Annotated in this window: 19 protein-coding genes; 6 read left to right on the top strand and 13 right to left on the bottom strand. The window is 69.7% G+C overall.

Annotation, left to right across the window (positions count from 1 at the left end; translation table 11 throughout):
- Both ODJ79_RS32820 and ODJ79_RS32815 read right to left on the bottom strand, forming a co-directional pair.
- A partial coding sequence (locus ODJ79_RS32820; RefSeq protein WP_263027511.1) for a glycoside hydrolase family 3 protein occupies positions 1-2,472 on the bottom strand: 2,472 nt, incomplete at its 3' end.
- 320 nt (positions 2,473-2,792) lie between these two features.
- Positions 2,793-4,397, bottom strand: a complete 1,605-nt coding sequence (locus tag ODJ79_RS32815; RefSeq protein ID WP_263027510.1) for a TolB family protein — start codon at positions 4,395-4,397, stop codon at positions 2,793-2,795.
- Between ODJ79_RS32815 and ODJ79_RS32810 the strand changes: the two genes are divergently transcribed.
- Positions 4,390-5,187: a hypothetical protein gene (locus ODJ79_RS32810; RefSeq protein WP_263027509.1), complete on the top strand. Its 798-nt coding sequence runs from the start codon at positions 4,390-4,392 to the stop codon at positions 5,185-5,187. The two genes, ODJ79_RS32815 and ODJ79_RS32810, sit on opposite strands and share 8 nt — an antisense overlap.
- Before the next feature lie 217 nt (positions 5,188-5,404).
- Here the strand turns inward: ODJ79_RS32810 and ODJ79_RS32805 are convergent, their stop codons facing one another.
- Positions 5,405-6,229 carry a hypothetical protein gene (locus ODJ79_RS32805; RefSeq protein WP_263027508.1) on the bottom strand — a complete coding sequence of 275 codons (825 nt, stop codon included), beginning with the start codon at positions 6,227-6,229 and terminating at the stop codon, positions 5,405-5,407.
- A 171-nt stretch (positions 6,230-6,400) separates the two neighbouring features.
- Complete coding sequence (locus ODJ79_RS32800) at positions 6,401-7,762, bottom strand: MFS transporter (protein WP_263027507.1); 1,362 nt, start codon at positions 7,760-7,762, stop codon at positions 6,401-6,403.
- 279 nt (positions 7,763-8,041) lie between these two features.
- Between ODJ79_RS32800 and ODJ79_RS32795 the strand changes: the two genes are divergently transcribed.
- From ODJ79_RS32795 to ODJ79_RS32780, 4 genes are all read left to right on the top strand, one after another.
- A complete protein-coding gene (locus ODJ79_RS32795; RefSeq protein ID WP_263027506.1) occupies positions 8,042-9,400 on the top strand; it encodes a DUF1996 domain-containing protein in 1,359 nt (452 codons plus the stop codon).
- Between the two features lie 142 nt (positions 9,401-9,542).
- The gene (locus tag ODJ79_RS32790; RefSeq protein ID WP_263027505.1) at positions 9,543-9,719 is read left to right on the top strand and encodes a CopG family transcriptional regulator; all 177 of its coding nucleotides are present in this window, start codon (positions 9,543-9,545) and stop codon (positions 9,717-9,719) included.
- A 1-nt stretch (position 9,720) separates the two neighbouring features.
- A complete protein-coding gene (locus tag ODJ79_RS32785; RefSeq protein ID WP_263027504.1) occupies positions 9,721-10,065 on the top strand; it encodes a VOC family protein in 345 nt (114 codons plus the stop codon).
- A gap of 16 nt (positions 10,066-10,081) precedes the next feature.
- Positions 10,082-10,939 (top strand): class I SAM-dependent methyltransferase, encoded by an 858-nt coding sequence (locus ODJ79_RS32780; RefSeq protein WP_263027503.1) that lies wholly within the window; start codon positions 10,082-10,084, stop codon positions 10,937-10,939.
- A 25-nt stretch (positions 10,940-10,964) separates the two neighbouring features.
- Here the strand turns inward: ODJ79_RS32780 and ODJ79_RS32775 are convergent, their stop codons facing one another.
- From ODJ79_RS32775 to ODJ79_RS32735, 9 genes are all read right to left on the bottom strand, one after another.
- A complete protein-coding gene (locus ODJ79_RS32775) occupies positions 10,965-11,480 on the bottom strand; it encodes a hypothetical protein (protein WP_263027502.1) in 516 nt (171 codons plus the stop codon).
- The gene (locus ODJ79_RS32770) at positions 11,477-13,597 is read right to left on the bottom strand and encodes a galactose oxidase early set domain-containing protein (RefSeq protein ID WP_263027501.1); all 2,121 of its coding nucleotides are present in this window, start codon (positions 13,595-13,597) and stop codon (positions 11,477-11,479) included. Before ODJ79_RS32770 ends, ODJ79_RS32775 begins: the two co-directional genes overlap by 4 nt.
- A complete protein-coding gene (locus tag ODJ79_RS32765) occupies positions 13,594-14,796 on the bottom strand; it encodes a glycosyltransferase (RefSeq protein ID WP_263027500.1) in 1,203 nt (400 codons plus the stop codon). The genes ODJ79_RS32770 and ODJ79_RS32765 overlap by 4 nt, the downstream gene beginning before the upstream one ends.
- Positions 14,793-16,355, bottom strand: a complete 1,563-nt coding sequence (locus ODJ79_RS32760; RefSeq protein ID WP_263027499.1) for an ArnT family glycosyltransferase — start codon at positions 16,353-16,355, stop codon at positions 14,793-14,795. The genes ODJ79_RS32765 and ODJ79_RS32760 overlap by 4 nt, the downstream gene beginning before the upstream one ends.
- A complete protein-coding gene (locus tag ODJ79_RS32755; RefSeq protein ID WP_263027498.1) occupies positions 16,352-17,578 on the bottom strand; it encodes a glycosyltransferase in 1,227 nt (408 codons plus the stop codon). The genes ODJ79_RS32760 and ODJ79_RS32755 overlap by 4 nt, the downstream gene beginning before the upstream one ends.
- Positions 17,579-18,006: 428 nt before the next feature.
- The gene (locus ODJ79_RS32750; RefSeq protein WP_263027497.1) at positions 18,007-19,032 is read right to left on the bottom strand and encodes a 3-oxoacyl-ACP synthase III family protein; all 1,026 of its coding nucleotides are present in this window, start codon (positions 19,030-19,032) and stop codon (positions 18,007-18,009) included.
- The gene (locus ODJ79_RS32745) at positions 19,029-19,682 is read right to left on the bottom strand and encodes an SRPBCC family protein (RefSeq protein WP_263027496.1); all 654 of its coding nucleotides are present in this window, start codon (positions 19,680-19,682) and stop codon (positions 19,029-19,031) included. Before ODJ79_RS32745 ends, ODJ79_RS32750 begins: the two co-directional genes overlap by 4 nt.
- Complete coding sequence (locus ODJ79_RS32740; protein ID WP_263027495.1) at positions 19,654-21,354, bottom strand: thiamine pyrophosphate-binding protein; 1,701 nt, start codon at positions 21,352-21,354, stop codon at positions 19,654-19,656. The genes ODJ79_RS32745 and ODJ79_RS32740 overlap by 29 nt, the downstream gene beginning before the upstream one ends.
- Positions 21,354-22,364 carry a GlxA family transcriptional regulator gene (locus ODJ79_RS32735; RefSeq protein ID WP_263027494.1) on the bottom strand — a complete coding sequence of 337 codons (1,011 nt, stop codon included), beginning with the start codon at positions 22,362-22,364 and terminating at the stop codon, positions 21,354-21,356. Before ODJ79_RS32735 ends, ODJ79_RS32740 begins: the two co-directional genes overlap by 1 nt.
- 255 nt (positions 22,365-22,619) lie before the next feature.
- On the opposite strand from ODJ79_RS32735, the gene ODJ79_RS32730 reads away from it, so the two are divergent.
- Positions 22,620-23,231, top strand: a complete 612-nt coding sequence (locus ODJ79_RS32730; RefSeq protein ID WP_263027493.1) for a dihydrofolate reductase family protein — start codon at positions 22,620-22,622, stop codon at positions 23,229-23,231.
- Positions 23,232-23,318: the final 87 nt, after the last annotated feature.

The following is a 23,318-nucleotide window of genomic DNA, read 5'->3' as shown; positions in this document are numbered from 1 at the left end:
CTTCAGCTGCTTGAGCGGGCGCTGGTTCCCATCGGCTCCCTTCGGAGCCCTGGCGTAGACCTCCACGACAGCCTTGCCCGGGTTGCCGGTGGCCCGGTTCGACACGGGCACCGAGACCGTCACCGCATCGTCGGGAGTGATCTTCGAGGAAGACAGTCTCGGGGTGCCGTAGACGAACGGCGAGTACGACAAACCTTGACCGAACACATAGTGGGGAGCCGCGCAAGCGGGACCGACCTGGTAGTAGAGGTACGTCCGGCCGCACTTGGCGCCTTCCGCCTTGGTCATCCGGTAGTCCTCGATCGCGAGGTCCGGAGCGGCCGCCGGCCCGAGTTGTGCGTCAACGTCGGAGTACCAGGTCAGCGGCAGCTTGCCCGAGAAGTTGGCCACCGCGGTACGCCCGTCCTCGAGCTTCACCTCGTCGTTGAACAGCAGCTCGGGCATGGCCTTGCCCTGGTACATGCCGTTGAAGGACGACCAGACGATCGCCCCTACGCTCGGCAGGTCCTTGAACGCGCTGACGTCGACCATGGTCTTGGCCTGGATCCACACCACGATCTTCTTGCCGTATTTCTGGGCGAGCGGGGCGATCGAGTCCCGGATCAGCTCGGCCTGCATGCGCGGCAGGGCGACCGTGGCGCGGTCCGTGCCCTCGCCGCCGTCGTTGTTCCGCTGGCCGACGGAGACCACGACGTTGTCGGCCTGGGAGATCTGGTATTCGGCGGGCGCCGCGTCGGTCACGGGATCGCAGGGGCTGCTGGCGCACAGCGAGGTGGTGATCTTGGTGCCGTTGGCGTCGAGGACATCGGGGAACACCGCGAGGTGGTCGGACCGGAACGGCGTGCTGGAGCCGGCGGTCACGGACGAGGCGGGCGACCCCGTACGCTCGGCCAGCGCCTGGGCGAAGGTGGTGTTGACCGCCGTGGGCCCGGAGTAGGAGCCGGACTGGAACGCGTTGAGCGAGTCCACGTGCCCCAGGGCGACCGTCTTGCCGGTCGTCGCGCCCGCGAACGGGAGCGTCCGGCCGGCGTTCTTCAGCAGCACAGGCGCCTCGAGGGCGGACTCGTGCGCGACCGCACGGTGCGCCGGCGAAGCCAGCTTGACATCGGGATCGCCGCCCGCCGACAGCGAGTAGGACTCGCTGTTCCACGGGACCGAGCCGACGGGATCGAACTCGCCCAACTGGAACCGCGCGGTGAAGGCGCGGACGAGCGCGATGTCGACGTCGGACTCGCTGACGAAGCCTAGACTTTGAGCCGCCGGGAGTCCGGTCGCGGTCGGGTAGTCACCGCCCGAGCAGTCGAGGTCGGTGCCGGCCTTGAGCGCCCACGCGTTGCCGAGGGTCTTGTCGATCTGCGTCTGACCGCCGAGCTGGACCGGATGCCACGAGTGTCCCTGCGTTCCCGTTCCGTACACGCGGGTGATCGCATCGCAGTCGGAGACGACGTACCCGTCGAAGCCGAACGACCGGCGCAGCATGGTCTCGAGGGAGTACCGGCTCGCCGCGGCCGGCGTCCCGGGAGTGCCGCCCGGGGTGACGTTGTCGCGGGGGCTCCACACGGTCGGGTAGCTCGAGGCGGACGGGTAGTCCGTCGTGTAGTCCTCCACCTCGTTGAGGGCGTTGTAGGCGACCATCAGCGACCGCGCGCCCGCCTTGCCGGCCGAGGCCGCGAAGGGCGGCAGGAAATACTCGTGCATCGTACGTTCGGTGAAGTTCGACGTACCGAAGTCGCGGTTCGCCTCGGAATTGTTCGCCAGGTAGTGCTTCGGCGTGGCGACCGCCTGAACGTAGTCGCGCGGCCGGGCGGGAATCGTGTCGGGACGCGACACGGTGTTGCCCTGCATACCGGTCACGAAGGCGCCGGCCACCTGACCGGCCAGGAAAGGATCCTCGGTGTACGACTCGTCCGCCCGCCCCCACCGGGGATCGCGGTTGAGGTTCTGGTTCGGCGACCAGTAGGTCAGGCCGTGACAGGCGCCACCGACGGGGCTGGGATTCGCCACCCCCGGCGGGCAGGACGTGTTGTAGGTGACGCGGGCCTCGTCCGCGATACCGCCGGCGATCTTCTGCGTGATGGCCGGGTCCCACGTCGAGGCGATCGAGGTGCTCTGCGGGTACTGCGTGTAGTTGTTGTTGCCGGGGATGGTCGGGAAGTAGATCCCGTGATTCGCCTCCCCCCAGTACCCGTACGACTTCACGCCGAGCCGGTCGATCGCATGCGGCTTCGGACGCCAGGTCGCATGCGGCTGCATCGCTATGAGCTGGTTGTACTTCTCCTCCAGCGTCATGCGCGAGACCAGGTCCGCCGCACGGACACTGAATGGCAGCGAGGTGTTCTTGTACGCCGGCGTGCCCTCCGCGGACGCCGATGTGTTCTTGTCCGCCGACGTGCCCTCGGCGGATGCCGAGGACGGCCGCGCCAACGCGCCCAGCGTGCCCACCGCCACAGCCCACGCCAGTCCGAGCGCCAAGACCCCGCGCCCTGGACTTCTGGCCCCTCGGCCGTGCCTCCTCCCTCGCGAGGACGCAGAACTGGTCTTCACCATGTGAAGGTCTCCCCTGTCCAAGGTGGCGAACTCCGATCTCTCGATGGATCCGAACTGCTGTCCCGCTGCCACACGGCCCGGTGAGCCGCCGCCTGTCGCCCGTCACCTCCTTCGATCGCCAGGGGGTTGTAGCTGAACCGGTCCACAACGATGGTGGAACCGCTGAGCTGGCCGGCCAATGATAGACCGGCGTCAATTGATCAGCAGTACTATAACGGTTACGCAAACGGTTCGGCGGTGTCGCGTCAGTTGCCTCGGTCGTGCAGGAAGACGTGCGGCACGAGGTAGTCGGATTCATCGTCCGCGCCGGGCACCAGATTCTGGGCATACGACGTGAACGCCACGAACCGGCCGTCGGCGGAGATCGACGGATCGCGGCTCTCACCCGTCGCCTGCGTGCCGTCGTCGGCCGAACTGGCCAGTTCGATGCCGCCGGTCTGCACGTCTCGGACGAAGACGTCCCACCGGCCGTTCCCGTCGTTCGGAACAAGCCCGTGCTGGCCGGACGTGAACGCGACGAACCGGCCGTCGGCGGAGATCGCGGGCCGCACCGTCGGGGTGCGACCCGGGGTCTCGGTAGGTCGCCGGAACTCCTCGCGGCTGGCCCAGGTCAGTGCACCGGTGTTCAGGTCGCGGACGTAAATGTCGGCCTGGTTGTTGGTGTCGTCGGGGACCAGGTTGCCGTCGGCCTCGAAAGCCACGTGGCGGCCGTCGCCCGAGATCCGCGCGACCAGGCTGGGCCCCGAGGCCTGGGTACCGGCCGCGGTCAGGCTTACCCGCTCGGTCTCGGCGGTGGAGCGGTCGTGCACGAAGACGTCGGCGGCGTGGTTCGTGTCCGGGCGCAGGTCCAGATTGGGGGCCGCGGAGACGAACGCCACGTAGCGGCCGTCGGCCGAGATCGAGCTCTGGGTGACGATGTCAGTCGCCTGCCGCCCGTACGAATCGACGCTGACCCGCTCGGTACGGCCGGTCTGCCGGTCGACGACGAACGCATCGGGTACGTCGTTGGTGTCACCGGCCACCAGGTTGGTGGCGGCCGACTCGAACACGACGAAGCGACCGTCGGCGGAGAGACTCGGGTTGAAGCTGTCCCAGTTCGCTTCCTCGCCGCCCGTGCCCTGGCTGACCCGCTCCGTGGTGCCGGTCTGCCGATCGTGGACGAAGACGTCGGACCAGCCGTTGGTGTCGCCCGGTACCAGGTTCGCCGACTTGGAGTTGAACGCGACGAACCGGCCATCGGCGGAAATCGACGGCGCATCGCTGTCCCCGCTGCCTTGGTGGCCGGCCGAATCGACGCTGACCCGCTCGACGGTACCGGCCTGCCGGTCCCGTACGAAGATGTCAAACGAGCGCTTGGTGTCGCCGGGGACCAGTCGCTTCGACGCCGACCGGAACGCCACGTACCGCCCATCGGCCGACACCGAGGACGAGTCGCTGCTGTCCATGTCGGGCTTACCGTCCGGGGTGACTGCGACAGCGGTCGTGGTCCCCGCGGTCCCGTCGGCGTGCGCCGGAATCCCGGATGCAAGCGCGGCGGCTGCGGAGCCGACGGGGATCGCTTGGGCGGATGCGGCTGTGGCGGTGAGTCCCACTGCGGCGAGCAGGGCGGCGCCGGTGATCGCGCCCGTCAGCGCCCGTGCGGGTCGCATCGTCATGGTGGAGATCCTTTCGTGGCCGGCCGTCGGTGCCGGACGTGTGCCATCGACGATCGGTCCACCGAGCTCGGCCGGGAAGGCGTGGCGGGGTTGTCCGTACAAGCCCGTACGGCGGCCGTTTCCGGATGAGGGTCGAGCGCCGACCCGTCGATACCATTGATTAGATGATGGTCTAAGCTTCGCGGCCATGATCAATCTACGGGGAACCGCGACCTCCGTCGTCCTGGCCGGCCTGCTGAGCCTCTCCCTCACCGCCTGCGGCAGTTCCACCGACAGCTCGGCCGACGCCGGCAGCGCGACGACGGCGCCGGTCGACGCGAAGACCGCGCTGGCCGCCTCCACGACGGCGCTGAAGACCGGCAACTACGCCCTCGCCGTCAAGACGCCGGACATGACGGTGACCGGCAGTGTGCACGCGCCCAGCAAGAGCGGTGCCTTGAAGATGGACTTCACCTCCGAGGGCAGCACCTTCACGATGGAGCTCATCGGCGTCACGCCGGACCGCTGGGTCCGGATCAGCTCGAGCGACGCGCAGGTCCAGTCCTTCCTGGGCGGCGACGGCAAGTCCTGGAGCCACGTCGACACCAGCAAGGTCAAGAAGGGTGGCGGGCTCGACATCGACGTGACCAACGCCGACCTGCTCGGCCTGGACGCCCTCATCAAGGGCGCGACCACGGTGCAGGGCGACGCCAAGAACATCACCGGCACCATCGACGCCACCAAGATCGAGGCCGAGGACAGCCTCCTCGACTCCGACGACATCAAGGCGATGGGTACGGCCGCAGCCACCCTGCCGTTCACCGCGGCCCTCGACGGCCAGGGTCGCCTGACCACCCTCGTGATCGACGCCCCCAAGGCCGGCGACACCCCCGCCGGGAAGTGGAGCTACACCATCTCCGGGTACGGCGAGCAGAAGACCCAGACCAAGCCGGAAGGCACCATCAAGGAGATCTCCGACAAGCAACTCTCCGCGCTGAACAGCTGACCCGTTGAGCCGGCGAACCTGGCGGTGCCCGGCATAAGACGACGCCGGCGTTGATCAGCTGCGGCGCACCGGCGCCGCAGCTGATCCCCTCTCCTGGCGCAGCGTCATCATCGGCAGCGCTGTCACCGCCATCCGGCACCGTCGTCGACGCCGGCACCGGCCCAGGGTATGCAGGACGACCGGGTCGCCCGGCGGTTCCTAGCCCCGCCGGCGCTCGTCACCCGTCGGGAAACGGCTGAAGCGCGATTCCGTGGTCGGTCTCGCGCATGCCGAGCTCGTACGCTGCGGCTCCCCGGCAGGCGAGCGTCCTCGGCGGTTCACCCTTGCGTTCGACCGTGAGCTCGAGGTCGGCGATCGAGCAGTTGACCGTGTTGTGCTCCGGGCCCACCGGGTCGGCATAGACCCAGCCCACGAAGTTCCGAGCCTCCGCCGACACGCGACCGCGAACCCGCACGTCAACGCCCCTGAGTTCGAACTTGCACGCGGTGGAGCTCTCCTTCACCACCGTCGACCGGATTCGCTCGAGGCCGCCCAGCCGGTGCGAGACACCATCGAGACGCACCATCGCGTTGCCGATCCACGGCGTGGTCAGCGGTCCCAGCTTGATGCGGCCGAGGCCGGCGTCGAAGTAGCCGTCGGCCCCGCGGAAATCGTTGGCGTGCAGCCAGATCCACCGCTCGGCATGCTCGGTGCCCCAGTTGTGCCCGATCATCCCCGGCCATTCGTCGAGCACGAACGTGTCGTCGTTCACGGTCACGGAGCCCGAGAGGCGGGCATCCGGGTACGGCGAGAGCAGCTTGGTCCTGGGCAGCGGAGCGCGGTACAGGAAGTCGTACGGGAGATGGCGAAACACCTCTGCGCGGCCGGCGTAGGTGAGCTCCCACCGGACCACGACGTCCGGGACCACGATGGCGCCCCGCGCGGCGCCCGGCGCCAGGGAGGCCTCTCCGACGCGGATATAACCACCGGGCGGAGCCTCCACGGCCTCATGTGGGAACGTCGCCTTCGCCGCGATCGGGGCGGGCGCGTCGCCGTCGAACATCGTGAACCACAGGGAGCCGGTCAGGGCCGCACCGGGCCGCTTGTGGATCGTGTAGCGGAGCCATACCGCCCGCCCACCGCCCGGACGGGTCGCCTTGACGTAGAAACTCTCGTAGTGGCCGGCCCCGGAACCGACCGACGGAAAGCGCGCCTCCGTACGCATCGGCTCAACCTATACGTTTGAACGCCGGCGGCTGATCGCGGCGAGGGCCGCCACGGCCCCGGCGGCGGCGATCAGCATCGCGATCACCGATCCGCGTCCGCCGGCGGCGGGTTCGGCGGAGGCGACCAGGATCAGGGCCGCGACACCCAGCGCGGTGCCGAGCTGTGCAGCCGTATTGAGGACGCCGGTGGCCGTGGAGACATGCTCCTGGGGCACCTTGGTACCGAGGTCGTTGCAGGCCACGGAGGATGTGCCCAGGCCGTAGCCGAGCAGCGCCAGGCCGGTCACGGTGCCGGCCACCACATCGAGGGTGAGCGCGACGACGGCGTTGCCGAGGGCCAGCAGGGCAAGGCCGAGCACGATGGTCCGGCGGGCGCCCCAGCGACGCATGATCGGTCCCGCGAGGACGGATCCGGGCACCACGGACAGGCTGAGCGGGAGCAGCATCAGTCCCGCCTGCAACGCCGACAGCCCGGCGGTCTCCTGCGCATGGATGGTCAGCAGCACCGCGGTCGAACTGGTTGCCGCGGTGTTGACGAAGGAGCCCAGCGACCCCGCGGCGAGCCGTGGCTGCCGCAGTGCTCCCAGAGGCAGGATCGGGTCTTTGCTCCGCGCAAGGCGGAGGACGAGCAGCCCGGCGAGCAGGACGCCGGCAGCAACGGCCGACGCACCGGCGGCGCGGTGTGCCGGCTCCTGCAGAAGCGCGGCGCCGAACACCATCGCCATCACGGACGCGGTCAGCAGCAGAGCGCCGACCACGTCGATGTACCTGGACCGGTCCGCCTGCGGCCGGGCGTGCACCGACACGATGACTCCGGCACCGAGCAGGAGCGCAACGGGAATGTTCACCCAGAACACCGCTCGCCAGCCAACCGTGTCGGTCAGGTATCCGCCGAGGAAGAGACCGCTCGCGCCGGCGGCGGCTCCGGCGGCGCTCCACCAGCCGAGCGCACGTGCTCTCTGGTCGGCTCGGGAAGCGGTGGCCAGCAGCAGGCTGAGCGCGGCCGGCACGGTCAGCGCCGACGCCGTGCCCTGCACCGATCGAGCCAGCACGAGCTGCCATCCGTACCTGGCGGCCCAACCGATGCCTCCGGCGACCGCGAACACCACCAGCCCGGCCACCAGCAGCCGCCGGTGGCCGTATTTGTGGGCCAGCCGCGCCCCCAGGACGAGCAGGCCGCCGAAGAACATCGCATAGGCCGTGGCCAGCGGGGCGGCCAGGGCACCGGAGGCGTGGACGCCGCGGATGATCGAGGGGATCGCGACCACTGCACTGGTCACGCCCATGACGTCGACGAACTGCACCAGGCAGAGCACCAGCAGGGCCCATGCTGCGCGAGTTCGGGTCTGCTCGCGTACGGAGGAAGTCATGAGCGTGCCATCGGACACCCTTCGCAGCGACGGCCCGTCAACACGCGTCCCGGAAACGAGATTGATCGCTCATCCGGCCGTTCTACCCATCGATGTCCGCGATCATGCGGGAGGAGTCCGCAGATCGGGCCTGTCGATGGAGGTCGTCGGGAAGCGCTTCCCGAGAGTTCCCGCATCTTTCGGCACATGGTGGGGATCAATTAGGACCGATGTTGAGAGAGCGCTTCCCAGGTCCGATACTCCTGAGCACCCACGTCCCCTCTCCCCGAAGGGAGCGTCATGCATTCATCCCCACGGATGCGAATCCTCTCCGCGGCCCTGCTCGCCATCGCCGCCACCCTGGTCGTGCCGCCCGGCCCGGCGCAGGCCGCAACCCTCACCGTCCAGGCCGAGTCGTACGCCGCACAGTCCGGCGTCCAGCTCGAGGCCACCGCCGACTCCGGTGGTGGGCAGAACGCCGCCTACCTCGCCGAGGGCGACTGGATGCGGTACGACGGCGTCGACCTGGGCGGCGCCGGCACGCTGACCGTCCAGGCCCGGGTGGCGTCGGCGGTCGGCACCGGGCGCATCGAGCTGCGTACCGGCTCGACGACCGGGACGCTGCTCGCCCAGTTCGCGATCGCGGCTACCGGTGGCTGGCAGTCCTGGACCACGCTGACCACCACCACCGCAAGCCACCCGACCGGCGCGCAGACCGTCTACGCGGTCCTGCGCAACACCACCGGGGGCGACTTCGTCAACATCAACTGGTTCTCGTTCGGCGACGGCTCACCCGCGGACAGCGGCCCGGGCTGGATCCCGATCGACCAGGCGGCCTGGAACGCGCAGCTCGCCGAGTTCAACTCGATCGTGCCACGGGCGGTCCCGGCGACCACCGTGCGCGTACCGGAGTTCAACGCGACCTGTGCGTACAGCCACTCGCACACCGACGACCCGATCGTCTTCCCGAGCATGCCCGGCGCCTCGCACATGCACAGTTTCCTCGGCAACGCGAACACCGACGCGTACACCACGACGGCCACGCTGCTCGCCAACGCGGGCACCAGCTGCCGCCCCGCGCCGGACCTTTCCGCGTACTGGATTCCGACCCTCTACGAGAACGACCGCGCCGTCGAGCCCAAGGACGTCGTCGTCTACTACGGCTCCCGGCTGACCGACCCCTCGGCGACCAAGCCCTTCCCCCAGGGTTTCCGCATGATCGCCGGCGACGCCAAGCTCCAGACGCCCACTCCCGCCGGCTCGGTGAACGCCTTCTACTGCGCCGGCCCCGGCGGCGAGATCGGCCGCAGCGCCGACGGCAACTGGCCGATCTGCGCCTCGACCGCCGTCCTGATGTTCCACCTCGTCTTCCAGGACTGCTGGGACGGCAAGCACCTCGACAGCCCGACCCACAAGCAGCACGTCTCGTACAGCTATGACGGCACCTGCAAGGGCGACTATCCGGTCGCGATCCCGAACCTGTCGTTCCTGATCGCCTACCCGACGAGCGGCTCGGCGGCGGGCTTCCGCCTCGCCTCCGGCATGGCCTCGTCGATGCACGGCGACGCGTTCTTCGCCTGGGACAACCGCGCCCAGTCCGAGCGCGTGAAGAACTGCCTGGTCCAGAAGGCGAAGTGCAACACCAACGGCGATTTCTGACCCTGCGTCTCCCGGCCGTGCCGCCGCGGTCTCCCCGCGGCGACACGGCCGATCCGCACCCGGCAGGCAGGCAGCCCTCAAGGCGGCCGGGATCGGGGCCCACGGCAGATGCGCTAGCTTGCTAGCATGCTAGCATCGGCTTGTGGGTGACGAGGAAGTCAAGCAGTTCAACGTGTACCTGCCGATCGGACTGATCAGGCAGGTCAAGTACCGCGCCATCGAGTCGGGCATGTCGTTGTCGGCGCTGGTCGCTGCCGCGCTGACCGCCTACCTCGACAACCCGCACGAGCCGGAACAGCAAACCGAGGAGGAGATCTGAGATGGCGACCGAAGGAATCGAAGCTGTGTTCCTGGAGACTCACAACTGGGGCAAGGCGGCGAGGTTCTTCCAGGCATTGGGCTACGAGTTGGAGTTCTCGACCGACCACAACTCCGGCCGGCTCCGCAACGGCGACGGGCCGTACCTCTTCATCGCCGAGATTCCCCCGGACCGCGAGCCGCAGACCCAGATCGTGCTGACGGTGCCCGACGCGGACGCGTTCCGCCCCGACGCCGCCGTCGACGTGGTCACGCCGTTCGCGGAGACCCACTACGGGACCAGGGCGATGACCGTCCGCGACCCCGACGGGCGTCTGTGGACCCTCCAGGCTCCCGCCAAGGGCTGAGCGCGGAGGAGACGTCGTGGCAGACGAGCGAACCGGGGCCCCGGACGACACCGCGGTGCGGACCGCCCTCTGGCGGGCGATGCACGTCCAGGTCGACCCGCCGCCGCACGTCCTCGAGGACGAGATCGGCCTGCACCTGGCCGCGCCCGGCGACGACTGGCGCCGTCGCCCCGACATGGACCCGCGAGCCACCAGCTCCTTCCGGGCCGCCATGGTCGCCCGCGCCCGTTTCGTCGAGGATTTGATCGCCGAGCAGGCCGACCGCGGTGTCGCCCAGTACGTCATCCTCGGAGCCGGTCTGGACACCTTCGCCCAGCGCCGGCCGGAGATCGCCGCCCGCCTGCGGATCTTCGAGGTCGATCGGCCCGGCCCGCAGGCTTGGAAGCGGCATCGTCTGGTCGAGCTCGGCTACGGCGTTCCGCACTGGTTGCAGCTGGTACCCGTCGATTTCGAGGACGGCGCGGACTGGCTGACCCACCTGTCCGCTGCCGGGCTGGACCTCGGCCGGCCGGCGGTCGTCGTTTCCACCGGCGTCACCATGTACCTCACCAAGGACGCCACCGCGGCCACCCTGCGCAAGATCGCCGGGTTTGCGCCGGGCTCGACGCTCGCCATGACTTTCCTGCTGCCGCTGGACCTTCTCGACGAGGCCGACCGTCCCGGCCTGCGGGCGAGCGCGGCCGGCGCGCGGGCGTCCGGAACCCCGTTCATCAGCTTCTATACGCCGTCGGAGATGCTCGGCCTGGCGCGCGCAGCCGGCTTCACCGACGCCCGGCACGTGTCGGGATCGTCGCTTGCCGACCGCTACTTCACCGATCGAACCGACGGCCTCCGCCCGTCGAGCGGAGAGGACCTGTTGCTCGCCACCACCTGACCACCACCTGCCGATACCCGCGCGGTCAGTCGCAGGCCACGCCATCGCCGTCGGCGTCGAGACCTTGGGAGTCCTTACCGGCCACGATCAGATCCGTGAAGCCGTGCGCTGCCAGCCAGGCGCATTTGCCCTCGGTGCCGGCGACGCCGGCCGGGAAGACCAGCGGGACACATTGGGTAGGGGTGCCGTAGTGGTGATCGCAGCCGTCCACGAAGGCCGGGACCTTCAGGGGGGCCGTCGGGGACTTCTGCTTCGGCAACGGGCTGGCGGTGGTCCCGTCGCCGAAATGCTGAACGAACGGAGCAGCCTTCGGACTCGCACCCGCCGACGGGACGGCCGGTGGCGTGGGAGTTGTGGAATGGACCGCGGCCACGGAAGGAGACGGCCACGTCGAATCGACGACGACCGGCGGCGCCACCGCGGCCGGGGACGGCGTCGCGCCCGACCCGAGCCCCGCCCGCCCGAACGTCACCAGGACCGCCGCGACGGCCGCCACCAGGGCGACCACCGCGACCACGGTGGATCCGCGCCGGACCGTCATCCGACGTGGACCCACTGCGCGACCGACGGGACCCCGTTCGTGCCGACCACGAAGAGCATGTACCAGCCGGGCGGCGCGATGTTCGGGTTGCTCGTCAGGTTGAGGCCGATCGTGCTGCCGCTCACCGACATCGGCAGGTCGACGTACCGCTGGTTCGGGTCGCTGGAGTGGGTCACGGCCTCCGGCCGGATCAGCTCGGCCTTGAGGACCGGGCCGTCGACCGTGACGGTTTTGGTGGATCCGTACGCCCACTGCTGCGAAGGCAGGCTCAGGATCTGCGGCCGGGCGCCCCGGAAAAGGTACGGCGGAGAATAGATCGACAGGCGCATGTCGAACGATCCGTTGCCCGGGTTGTCGCCGACCGCCATGACACGGCCGTCGGGCAGCAGGAACGCGGACGAGTGGTACGTGCGCGGTACCGGGTCGGTGGCCATGCCGGCCGTGAACGTGGTGGTGGCCGGGTCGTACATGGACGCCTCGTACACCGGATCTGCGCGGTTGTGCAGTCCGCCGCCGGTCTCGAAGACCTTGCCGTCGGGCAGCAGGACCGCCGAGACGTACATCTTGCCCTGGGTGGAGGTTTCCGCGACGCCGCCGGTCAGCGTTCCGGTCGGCAGCAGCGGGCCGGCCGTGTAGGCGGGGTTGGCCTGCTTCAGGTCGATCAGGTCGGTGAGCCGGTTGGCGTCGGGGTTGCTGTTGATGTTGCCGCCGCCCAGCGTGATGACCTTCTGGTCCTGGGCCGGCGGGAGCAGCACGCTCATCGACTGGTCCCGCTGGTCCTTGTTCTGCAGGCCGCCGACCGGCGTGATCGTACCGGCGGTGTAGTCGTAGATCGACGAGCCGGTGCCGGGCAGTCCGTTGCCGAAGACATGGCTGCCGGTGTAGAACAATCGCCCGTCCTGCATGAGGATCATCGACGGGTACAGGCCCCAGAAGCTCCACGTCTGGTTCGCCTCGTTGAGGCCGAGCCACCGCGACTCGCTGGTCTTGAAGTACTGGGTGGCGACCGTGCCGGACGAGTCCTCGCCGAGCCCGCCCAGCGAGATCACGTCGCCGTTGCCCATGATCGTGGCCGACGGGTACCAGGACCCGGCGGTCATGTCGTTGACCCGGGAGTACGAGTTGGTGGCCGGGTCGAAAAGGTACGAGTTCTTCAGCCCTTCGTACCCGTGGCTGCCGTCGGCCGCCGGGTAGGCCTTGTTGCCACCCATGATCAGCACCCGGCCGTCGGGCAGTTGCACATGGCCGGCGCAGAACAGGTCGGCCGGCGTCGGCACGTTGACGAACGTCCCGGTGGCCGGCTGGTACACGGCGGTGGTGAAGGTCCCGGCCGCGAACGCGTCCGGGTCGTTGCCGGACCCGGCCACGATGAGCACGTTGCCGTTCTTGAGCACGACCGTGTGGATGCCCCGGACCGGCGAGTTGAACGGCAACACCTGCCAGACGCCCTTGGTGCAGGCGTCGCCGGCGCTGCACGAGGTGCCGGCGGCCGGCGCCGTGACGTCGTTCATGGCGTAGTCGTCGGTCCGCAGGGTGCCGACACCGTAGATGGTGATGCCCCAGACGATCTGGTCGGTGTTGGCCGGCACCTGCGGCGTACGGACGGTCTTCTGCGCCCAGGCCGAGGTGACCGGCAGCGTGGCCAGGTCGGTCCAGTACACCCAGCCCTGCGCCACGTCGTGCCGGAACACGGTCATGACGGTGTTCGCGCTGGTCGTCGTGTACCAGGCCGACAGGTCGTACTGGTGGCCCGGCGTAACGTTCGGCGCGCACGAGGGGTTCTCCAGCATCATCGCCTTGCGGTCGCCGTTCGGCGAGGTCGCGAGCGTGATCTGCATGGCGTTGGCGCCGGTGTGGCCGGGACTCGTCAGGCCGAAGGTGAAGCTCTGGTCACCCCAGCCGGACTTCTCCCAGCACACCGGGAACCCGGTCGAGTCGAGGCCTTCGAGGCCCGGGTTGGCCACCAGGTTGGCGCTCGCCAGCGCCGCCCCCGTCGGGACGGCCGCGGCGATCACCGCGATCACCGCGAGGATGAGGGCCTGGGCGACACGCTTGCGGTCCGTGCGGCTCAGCCAGGGTCTTTCGTACGGCGTGAGCGCCGCGCCGCCGGCGGTCACGCGGTCACCGGCTGCCGGGACCGGGTGCGGTAGATGACCTTGTCGGAGATGAGGAACCGCGCCACGAACGAGATCACGAGGGTAACCAGGTTCGCACCGAGAACCCCGAGGTGCGCACCGCTGACCAGCAGCGCCAGCAGCGGGATCCGCAGCACCAGGTCGGCGTTGCCGAGAAGGAAGAACCGGTTGATCCGGCCCCAGAAGCTGCGGCTCGACCGGCGCGACCGGTAGAGCAGTGTGTCGGTGAGGGCGAAGTTCCACCCGATCGCCACCTGGTTCGCGAGCACGGCCGCCGGCAGGTAGTGCACGCCGGCCAGGTCGTTCAGCGCCCAGAGCGCGACCTGGTTGGGCAGCAGTCCGGAGAGACCGATGAGCCCGAACAGCAGCATCCGGGACCGCTGGGCGCCGAAGCGCAGCAGCCCGAGGTGCTTCACGAAGCGGACGCCCTCGGCCATCGACGACTTGGACTCGCCGGCGTGCCGCGGCTGGAACGAGTACGGCACCTCGACGATGCGGCCGGGCCGGTTGCGGACGACCAGCTCGAGCAGGATCTTGTAGCCGAGCGGGCGCAGCTCCTCGACCTCGAGCGAGCTCGTACGAATCGCGAACAGACCGCTCATCGGGTCGCTCACCTGCACCAGCGAGCTCCGAAAAAGCATCTTGGTGGCGAAGGTCGAGCCGCCGGAGACGATTCGCCGGTATCGGCCGGACAGACCGTCACGGTTGCCGCCGCCCGCGTACCGGCTGCCGATGACCAGGTCGGCACCGTCGCGGGCACCGGCGCCGATCAGGTCGGGCACGATCTCCGGCGGATGCTGGAGGTCCGCGTCCATGACGACGATCCACTCGCCACGGGCCAGCCGCATGCCCTCGACGACCGCACCGCCCAGGCCGCCGGCGCCGTCCTCGCGATGGTGCACGGTCACCGGGATCGGGCAGCCCCGCGCCGCCTCCCTGATCACCTCGGGGGTGTCATCGGTGCTGTCGTCCACGAAGACGATCTCGGTCTCCCCGGCGGGCAGCGCCGAGGCGAGCCGTTCGAGCAGGGTCGCGATGTTGTCCCGCTCGTTGAAGGTCGGCACCACGACGGTCTGCCGCAGCACGGTCCGCACGGGCAGCTCGCCGATGGTCCCGCGCATCCTCGCGCGTACCTTCGCGGGCCGGGTCTCGAGCGAGACCGGGTCGACGGTGATGGTCATGGTGTCTCCTTGTCCACACGGCGGATCTCGATCTGGCCGCCGGGCGGGCCGAACGAGGCGATCACGGTCGACCTCGTGAGCAGCGTCCGCACGGTGGGGAGGCTGTTCGGGTCCTGGCGCATGGCCGGGGTGGACACGACATAGTCGACGTCCCGCCAGCCGTCCGGCAGCCGCTTCGCGACCGCCGAGTCGAGGTCGATCTTGTAGAACCAGATGACCTTGTCGGGTGGGTAGCCGGCGTTCACGCAGTCGAGCCAGAGCACGTCGTCCACCACGACGGTGGCGCCCGCCCGGCCCGGCAGCTCCGCGCGGAGGTAGTCGGCGGCCTGCACGTACGGCGCGTTGTCGTCCACGCTCAGCGCCCGGCGGTCACCGACGTACCAGCGCGGGGCCACCACCAGGACGGACAGCGAGATCATCGCGCCGAGCGCGGCCCACCGCCACCACACCCGTCCCGGCCGCAGGGTGGTCACGCCCCAGGCGACCACGCCGGCGATCGCGATCGCGAAGAACGGGAGGACCTGCACGACGTACATGGCCGGGAGATAGCCGCCCGGTCGCAGCGCGACCACGACGAGGATGGCGCCCGCCAGGGCGATCGGCCGCACCCGGCGCAGCGCGAGACCGGCCGAGCACGCCACGGCCCCGGCGAGCAGGATCACCGGGTCGTAGTAGAGCCACGAGTGCAGCAGCGACGACGCACCCGAGCCGGACGAGAAGACGCTGCCCGAGCCCGAGCGCGAGCCGAGCTGGAACCCCCAGGCGCCGATCAGGGACACGTGCCCCGGGCCGGGGAACAGTTCGCCGCGCAGCACCGCGTAGAGCGGGTAGAAGCAGCCGGCCAGCACCAGGCCGCTCGCGAAGGCGCCGAACGCCCACGGCCGGGTCGAGCTGCGGGCCGTGTTCTGCCACATGGCAACGAGCACGGCCGGAAGAACGACGGCGATCGTCTCCTTCGAGAGGATCGCCACCGCGGCCGCCGCACCGGCCGCCGCGAAGTGCCACAAGTGCTTGCGGGGCGACAGGGCCAGCGCGAAAGCCCCGAGGATCCACACGACCGCGAACGAGTCGAGATAGATCTGCCGGCCCATGGTCAGACAGAGCGGCGACAGGCCGTACGTGATCAGCGCGAGCGACGCCGCCCAGCGCGGCATGCCGATGCGCCGGCTCACCAGGTACACCAGCAGCAGGCCGATCGCCTGGACCGGCAGCATCGCGATCCGGCCGGCCGCCACGGCGAGGAGTCCGGGGGCGAGCATCGCCGGGAGCCAGGAGAGTCCGGCCAGCTGAATCCAGCCCAGCGGCGGATGGTCGTACCAGTAGGTGTAATGCGCCAGTCCCCGGCCGTGCTGCACGGCCCAGGCCTGCGCCAGATAGGTGCCCTCGTCGTCGCTGGCCGACGGGAAGCCGGCGATGTTCCAGGCCAGCAGCGTGACCATCAGCGCGGTGAGACCCAGCGCGATCGCCAGGTCGGCGTTTCCCTTCAGCTTCCTTTTGCGTACGCCGTCGGTCGCGGCCGGAACGACCGAGATCGGCTTGGCGAGCTCGACCGCGGTCACGCGGCACTCCCCTCGGCCGCCGTGAGGTGTGCGCCCACGTGCGAGGTCAACTCCCAGTTGCGGCGGCCGGTGTACTCGCGCCAGACGGCTCGCAGCGCCGCCAGCGCGAGGACCACCGCGTACGGGAAGGCTCCGAGGATCAGGCGGGCGTAGTGATGCCACTTGATCTTCAGGTCGTACTCGTTGCCGAAGTCGCGCAGGCCCACCACCTGGAACATGAGCGTGGCCGCCAGGAAGATCACCGGCAGGAAGGTGAGCAGGGCGACGAACACGGGCAGCTGCGCCCAGACGGCGATCGCCACCCCGATCGGGATGACCACGCCGGAGAACGCCTGCACCAGCGGGCCGGTCAGCGTGTAGCGGGCCAGCAGCCGCTGGCGTAGCAGGGGCAGCCGCCGCCACTCCCCCTTGCGCAGGACTTGAAGGAAGCCCTGGTTCCACCGGGTGCGCTGCTTGACCAGCCCGCGCAACGAGCTCGGCGTCTCCTCCCGGGTGACGATCGTCGAGTCGTACGCCACGACCACCTTGGACCCGCGGCTCGACAGGCGCACGCCCAGGTCACAATCCTCGGCCAGGCAGGTGCCGTCCCAGCCGTTCGCCCGGCGCAGCACGTCGGTACGGACGAAGACCGTGTTGCCGCCGAGCGGGATGAAGCCCTTCTTGGCATGCAGGTGCAGCCGGCTGCGGAACCAGAAGAAGTACTCGAGGCAGTTGTGCAGGCTGTACCAGCTCGAATGAAAGTTGATCAGTTGGACGCCGCCCTGGACGACATCGGCGCTGGTCGAGCGGAACGCGTGGTCCACGTGCTCCAGCAACTCGGGATGCACCTGGTCCTCGGCGTCGAACACGCCGACGACCTCGCCGCGCGCGTACGGAAGCGCGGTGTTGAGCGCCCGGGGCTTGTTCTTCACCTCGTTGTGGTCGGTGACGACCAGGATCCGGCCCGGCGCCGTGCGCGCCACCCGGTCGGCCACCTCGGCCGTCTCCGGATCGTCGTGCCCGACGATGACGATGATCTCGAAGGCCTCGTGCGTGGACCGGAGCAGCCGCTCCACCGTGCGCTCCAGGACGGCCTGCTCGTGCCGGGCCGGAAGCAGAAGCGAGAAGGTCAAGTGTTGTTCCCCGTCCGGCGGTGCGAACCGCGTGGCGGCCAGGGTCTCCGGCGTGCGCCAAGCGTGCATCGTCCACCACAGCGTGACCGCGGCGAATGCCGAGAGAACCACCGAGACGAAAATCATGACGGCGGCAGCCAATGTCTTATACCTCTTCTCGGAGATCGGCCGGCCCACTCCCGCCGATCGCTGAGACACTAACCGCCGCAGGTCGGGGCGCTTCAAGACCGTTGTCGGCGATTTTGCAATACGAACGTGAACATTCTTGAAGCCGAAACGCGGCCGCAATATCAACTCGGACATGCCGGAATTTGCCGACCAAACCTGCGAGCGACCAGCGGTCGAAAAACCTTGCGGCGAAACGGAATCCGCCCGGCGAGCCGCGGCCATGGGCCGAACGGACGATCGGGCCTGACGATTCAGCCGATCTCGAAAAGCGCTGTCCGGCAGGACTCGGACATCTAATTTCAGAAATGTTGCGCGCGACGACGCGGTCATTTCCAATCGAGGCTCAGGCGGTGAAAGCGAATTGCATCGCGTCAGTGCCTCCCCTGCCAGCGCACGGCCGCCGCGCCGGCGAAATCGCCGGCGTGTGCGAAGCCGCCGAGGACCACCAGGTCGCCGGGGTGCACCTGTCCGGAGCGGACGGCGCGGTCGAGGGTGAGCGGGATGGCGGCGCCGAACGTGTTGCCGCACTCGTCGAACGTGTCCGGGTGCCGTTCGGGCGGCAGTCCCAGCGCCTGCCGCCAGTTCCGCAGGAACGTCCGGTTGGGCTGGTTGGTGATGAGCACGTCGATGTCGCTGGTGCTCAGCGCGAGGCGCCGGCACAGGTCGCCGACCACCTCGGGGACCAGCCGGTTGCCCCGCGCCAGGACGGCGGTCACGGCCTCCTCGGTGAATCCGATCTTCAGCTGGGAGGTACGGGTCTCCCAGTACCGGCGGCCGTCGTCGGCGACCAGCCGCATGTCCCCGGCATACTCACCGATGTGGCGCGTGCTCACTTCCAACACCGGTGACGGGCCGTCGGCGGTGACGTACCCGACTCCGCAGGCGTCACCGGGGATCGCGGACTGGGCGAGCCGGCGTACCTCGGACTGGGTGAACAACTGACCGGCCGCGGTCTGCACGTTGCAGATCAGTGCTCGCGTCGCGTCCGTGGTGGTGAGGATCTGGCGAGCCAGCTGGAGCATGTGGACGAACGAGGCGCAGCCGGCGTTCGCCACGTCGACCAGCCATTCCGGACGCAGCCCCAACCGGCGGGCGATCTCGGTGCCCGCGCCGACGATCGGCAGGTCCGGCAGCTGCGTGTGGACGAGCAGCACGTCCGCCGAGCGGATCTCGTCGGCGCCGTGCCGGTCGATCAGCTGCTGCACGGCCCGCTCCGCGAGGTCGACGTTGGTCTCGCCGGCCGCGACGTGGTGGCGCCATCGCGGCGCCTTGAACATCGCACTGTCCCGAAGCTTGTCGTCCGCCTGCGGGTCGCGGGTGAAGAAGTCGAGCCCGACCGGCTCACCGGGCAGATAGGCGGCGACATCGGTGAGGCTGACGGCCGGTGCGCCGGTCATCTCGCCACCGCCCGCACCGGCGGCACGCTCACCGGCAGCCCGGCGGCGTACCGATGCTCCAGAATGGTCTTGAGGTTGTTCATCTCGACGGTGTGCCCGGCATAGAACAGATCCCAGTAGTCGCCCACCCACGGCCGGTCCGGCCGGGGCGCCAGCTCCGGGTGGGGATTGCGGTCGTAGTGGGGGTGACGGCAGTTGGTCCAGGTCACGACGGAGCCGGACCGGCCCAGCACCAGCGCGGCCGGGATGACCCGCATCAGATAGATCATCCAGAGCTCCTCGCCCTGGTCCCAGGAGCAGTGGTAGTCCACGGTCAGGGCGCCGGGGTTGGCGACGGTCCGGCAGTAGATGCGGGTGTCGTCCGCCAACCGGTCATGGCCGGCCCACAGTCCGGGCACGCCGGACGGCTCGAAGTCCCGCAGGCTGTAGGTCCACTCCTCCAGGTGATGACCTTGCCGCAGATACTCGTAGACCTGCTCCGGCGGGCACTCGACATGCTGCTGGATGGTGCAGTACGTGCCGTAGATCTGCTGATGTGGATAGGCCGGGAGGGTCAGTTCCTGGCAACGGGCCACCAGTTCGTCCCGGCCGATGCTCTCCACGCGCATCAGGCCGGGAAGGTCAGCCAACCTGGACGGGTCGGTGCTCACGGGACGTCTCCTCGCTGTCTGGGTGCTGACCGAGCGCGGTCAGGAACGGCAGGAACGGTGGGACCTCGCGGGGGTCGACGTCCACCTCGACGAGCGCCGGGCCAGGACCGGCGGCGCTGTGCCGCAGGGCCCGGCGCAGTTGTTCGGCGCTGCCGGCTCCGCTGACCGAAAGCGTGCGGAACGCCGCCGTCATCGCGCCGGCGATGTCGGTCGGGCGGAACAGGTTGTAGCTGTAGTCGTCGCCGTAGAAGAGCTGTTCGCGGGTGACGCACATGCCGTGCGCGTTGTTGTTGAAGATCACGAAGGTGATCGGCACGTCGTACTCCACCGCGGTGTGCACCTCCATGCCGTGCATGAAGAACGCCCCGTCGCCGGCGAGCACGAAGGTGCGCTGCCCGGAGGCGAGCGCCGCGCCGATACCGGCGCCGAAGGCGTACCCCATGCCGCCCATGCCGACGGCGACCACGAACCGGCCCCGGCGCCGGGCCGGCAGCAGGTGAATTGCCGCGGCGGCCGCGTTCCCGGCGTCGACGAAGACGTGCGCGTCGTCGGGCAGCGCCGCGTCGATGGCGGCGATGGCTTCGGCGTACGGCGTTCCGCTGCCGTGAAACGGGTGGGCCGGCAGGGGTCGTGGGCCGGCGTGTTCCGGACATGGCCTGGGCTGCGCCGGGAACCGGCCGACGAGGGCGCGCAGCGTGCTCCGCACGTCACCGCGCACGGACTGGCCGGCGACGAACGGTGTCTCCGGGTCGAGGCAGATCACCGTCGTACGGCGGAGAAGCTCGTCGAGCCCGGCGCGGGCCATCATCGGCAGCCGCGTGCCCACCAGCAGGCAGAGGTCGGCGCGGCGCAGGCAGTCCGCGACGGTGGGGTGCCCCATCACCCCCGACACGCCCACGAACCGCGGATCGTGGTTGTCGAACACGTCCTTGGCGTCTGGTGTCACCGCCACCCACGCCCCGGTTCGCCGGGCGAGTTCGGCCACCTCGGCCCGGGAATCCGTGGCGGCCACTCCCGCGCCGGCGATGACGAGCACCCCGGTGGCGGTACGCAGGGCGGTCACTGCGCGGTCGACGGCCGCGAGGTCCACCGAGGTCGGCGCGGGCGTGGGCGGGATCGGAGCGTACGCGTCGACACGCGCCTGCTGGACGTCCTTCGGCAGCAGCAGTACCGCCGGCCCCCGGGGCTCGCGCAGCGCCGCGGCGACCGCCCGCGCGAGGAGCTCGCCGATGGTGTCCGGTCGCTCGACCCGGGCGCAGAACCGGGAGATCGGTGCGAACACGCGCCGGGCGTCGAATGAGCCGCTCCGGCCGCTGGATTCCTGGAACGCGCCCTGCCCGTCGAGGGCCGCCGGTGGCTGTCCGACCAGCGCCAGCAGCGGAATCCGCGAAGCGTGCGCCTCGGCCAGGCCGGGCACCAGGTTCATGGCGCCTCCGCCGGAGGTTGCCGCCACGACGCCGAGCCGGCCGGTGGCCCGCGCGTATCCGTCGGCCATCGTGACGGCGGAGAACTCGTGCTTGGCGACGACTCCCCGGACGGCGCTGTGGCCGCGATGGATCGCGTCGTACAGATCCTCGATGTTGGCGCCACCGACGCCGAAGACGTGGTCGACGCCGAACGTCGCCAGGTGGTCGACCAACCGGTCGACGAGACGACCCTGCGCGGTTCCCATCAGTGCACCGATCCCAGCCGGTCGCGGTCGGCGATGACACCGGCGATGGACGTCGTCTGGAACCGGAAGCGGTACTCGGTCGGTGTGACGCCGAGGGTCCGGCTGAACGCCCGGAGGAACGTCTCCGCGGTGGTGAACCCACACCGGCGGGCCACGCTGGTGATCGGCAGTTCGGTGACCTCCAGCAGCCGGCGGCCGCGGGTGATCCGCGCGCGCTCGACGTACTGCCCCGGGGTGATGCCGGCCTCGCGGCGGAACACCCGGGCGAAGTTGCGGGGGCTCATGTTCGCCCGCTCGGCCATGTCCGCCACGAGCACGGGCCGACCGAGATTCTCCAGTGCCCACTCCTGGGCGGCCCGGATCGGCGCGTCGGTGGCGAACTGCGCATCCATGACGGCGCTGAACTGCGACTGCTCGCCGTGTCGCTTGAAGAACAACACCAGGTACCGCGCCACCTCCAGGGCGAGCTCGGCGCCGTGGTCCTCCTCCACCAGGGACAGGGCCATGTCGATCCCGGTCGACACCCCGGCCGACGTCACGAACCGGCCGTCGCGGATGAAGATCGGCTTAGGGTCGACGACGACATCCGGGTAGCGGCGGGCCATGTCCGCGCTGAACGCCCAGTGGGTCGTGGCGCGACGCCCATCGAGCAGCCCCGCCTCCGCAAGCAGAAACGCCCCGCCGCAGACCGACGCCACCCGCCGGGACCGCGCGGCGGCCGCGGCAATCCAGGCGATCAGCGCCTCGTCGGCGAGCACGTCGTTCAGTCCCCAGCCGCCCGGCACGAGAAGCGTGTCGATCGGGCCGTCCCCCGCCGCCAGCGGCGTCGCCTCGATCGCTATGCCCGAGCACGTCCGCACCAGCGGCGCCTCCCGGGAGACGCACTCGACCCGGTAACCGGCGTCCGGCCGGTCGAGCAGCCGGGCGGCGGTGTCGAACACCTCGATCGGGCCCGTGATGTCCAGCGCCTGGCTCCCGGAGTACGTCACCACCACCACACGTTTCGTCACGGATAGACCATTTCGCGAACGCCCGTTTGGCCGCAATGACAACCCCTTGACAAATCCTGCCAAGAGCGGGTCTGTCCGATGTATCGGCACATCGGAGCTTGGCCGGCGGCGGCCGGTCGGTGCTGCTCAGGCGGCGCCCGAGGGTCGCAGTCACGGCCGGTTCGGTGCGCCCGGCGGCGCGGCGACGGCGATAGTGATTCATCTGACGGGTTTACTGCCCCCGCAGTAGTTCGAGGAGTCAGGGAGCGAGTGAGGATGGCCAGAGTTGTCATGCAGGCCGTGGTTTCGGTGGACGGCTACATCGCCCGTCCCGATGACACGGTCGGGCCGCTGTTCGACTGGTACGGCAACGGCGACCGCACGGTCCAAGCCAACGAGAAGTGGACGTTCCAGGTCAGTCGCGCCTCCGCCGCGTACGTGCAGCCCTTCTGGGACGCCGTCAAGGTCACCGTGATCGGCCGCCACCTGTTCGACACCACCGACGGCTGGGCGGGGGTGCCCGCCGCCGGGGACGAGCTCGTCGTCGTCACCCACCGGCCGCTGCCCGAGGAATGGCTGGCGAGGTTCCCCGGCGCGCCGTTCCACACCGCCGCCTCGGTCGAGGCCGGCATCGCTCTCGCCAAGGACATCGCCGGTGACGGTCTGGTCTGCGTGACGGCCGGCGACGTCGGCGGGCAGGCGTTCTCGGCCGGCCTCGTCGACGAGGTGGCGATGGACGTCGTCCCGGTGGTCATGGGCGAAGGGGTACGGTTCTTCGGCAGCCACGCCGGCACCGTCCTGCTCGACGACCCGGACATGGTGGTCCAGGGTGCCCGCGTGCTACACCTGCACTACACCGTCAACCGCGACGCCGTTCCCCCATCATGAGGAAAGGCAGCGGTTCAGTAGCCGATCCACTGGTAGACCTCGGGGATGGCCTTGGTCCCGCGACCGATCGCTGTCGCAGGACGAGGA

The organism is Actinoplanes sp. KI2, from assembly GCF_025630775.1.
GTDB lineage: Bacteria > Actinomycetota > Actinomycetes > Mycobacteriales > Micromonosporaceae > Actinoplanes.
This window is presented reverse-complemented; position numbering and strand designations above follow the sequence as displayed.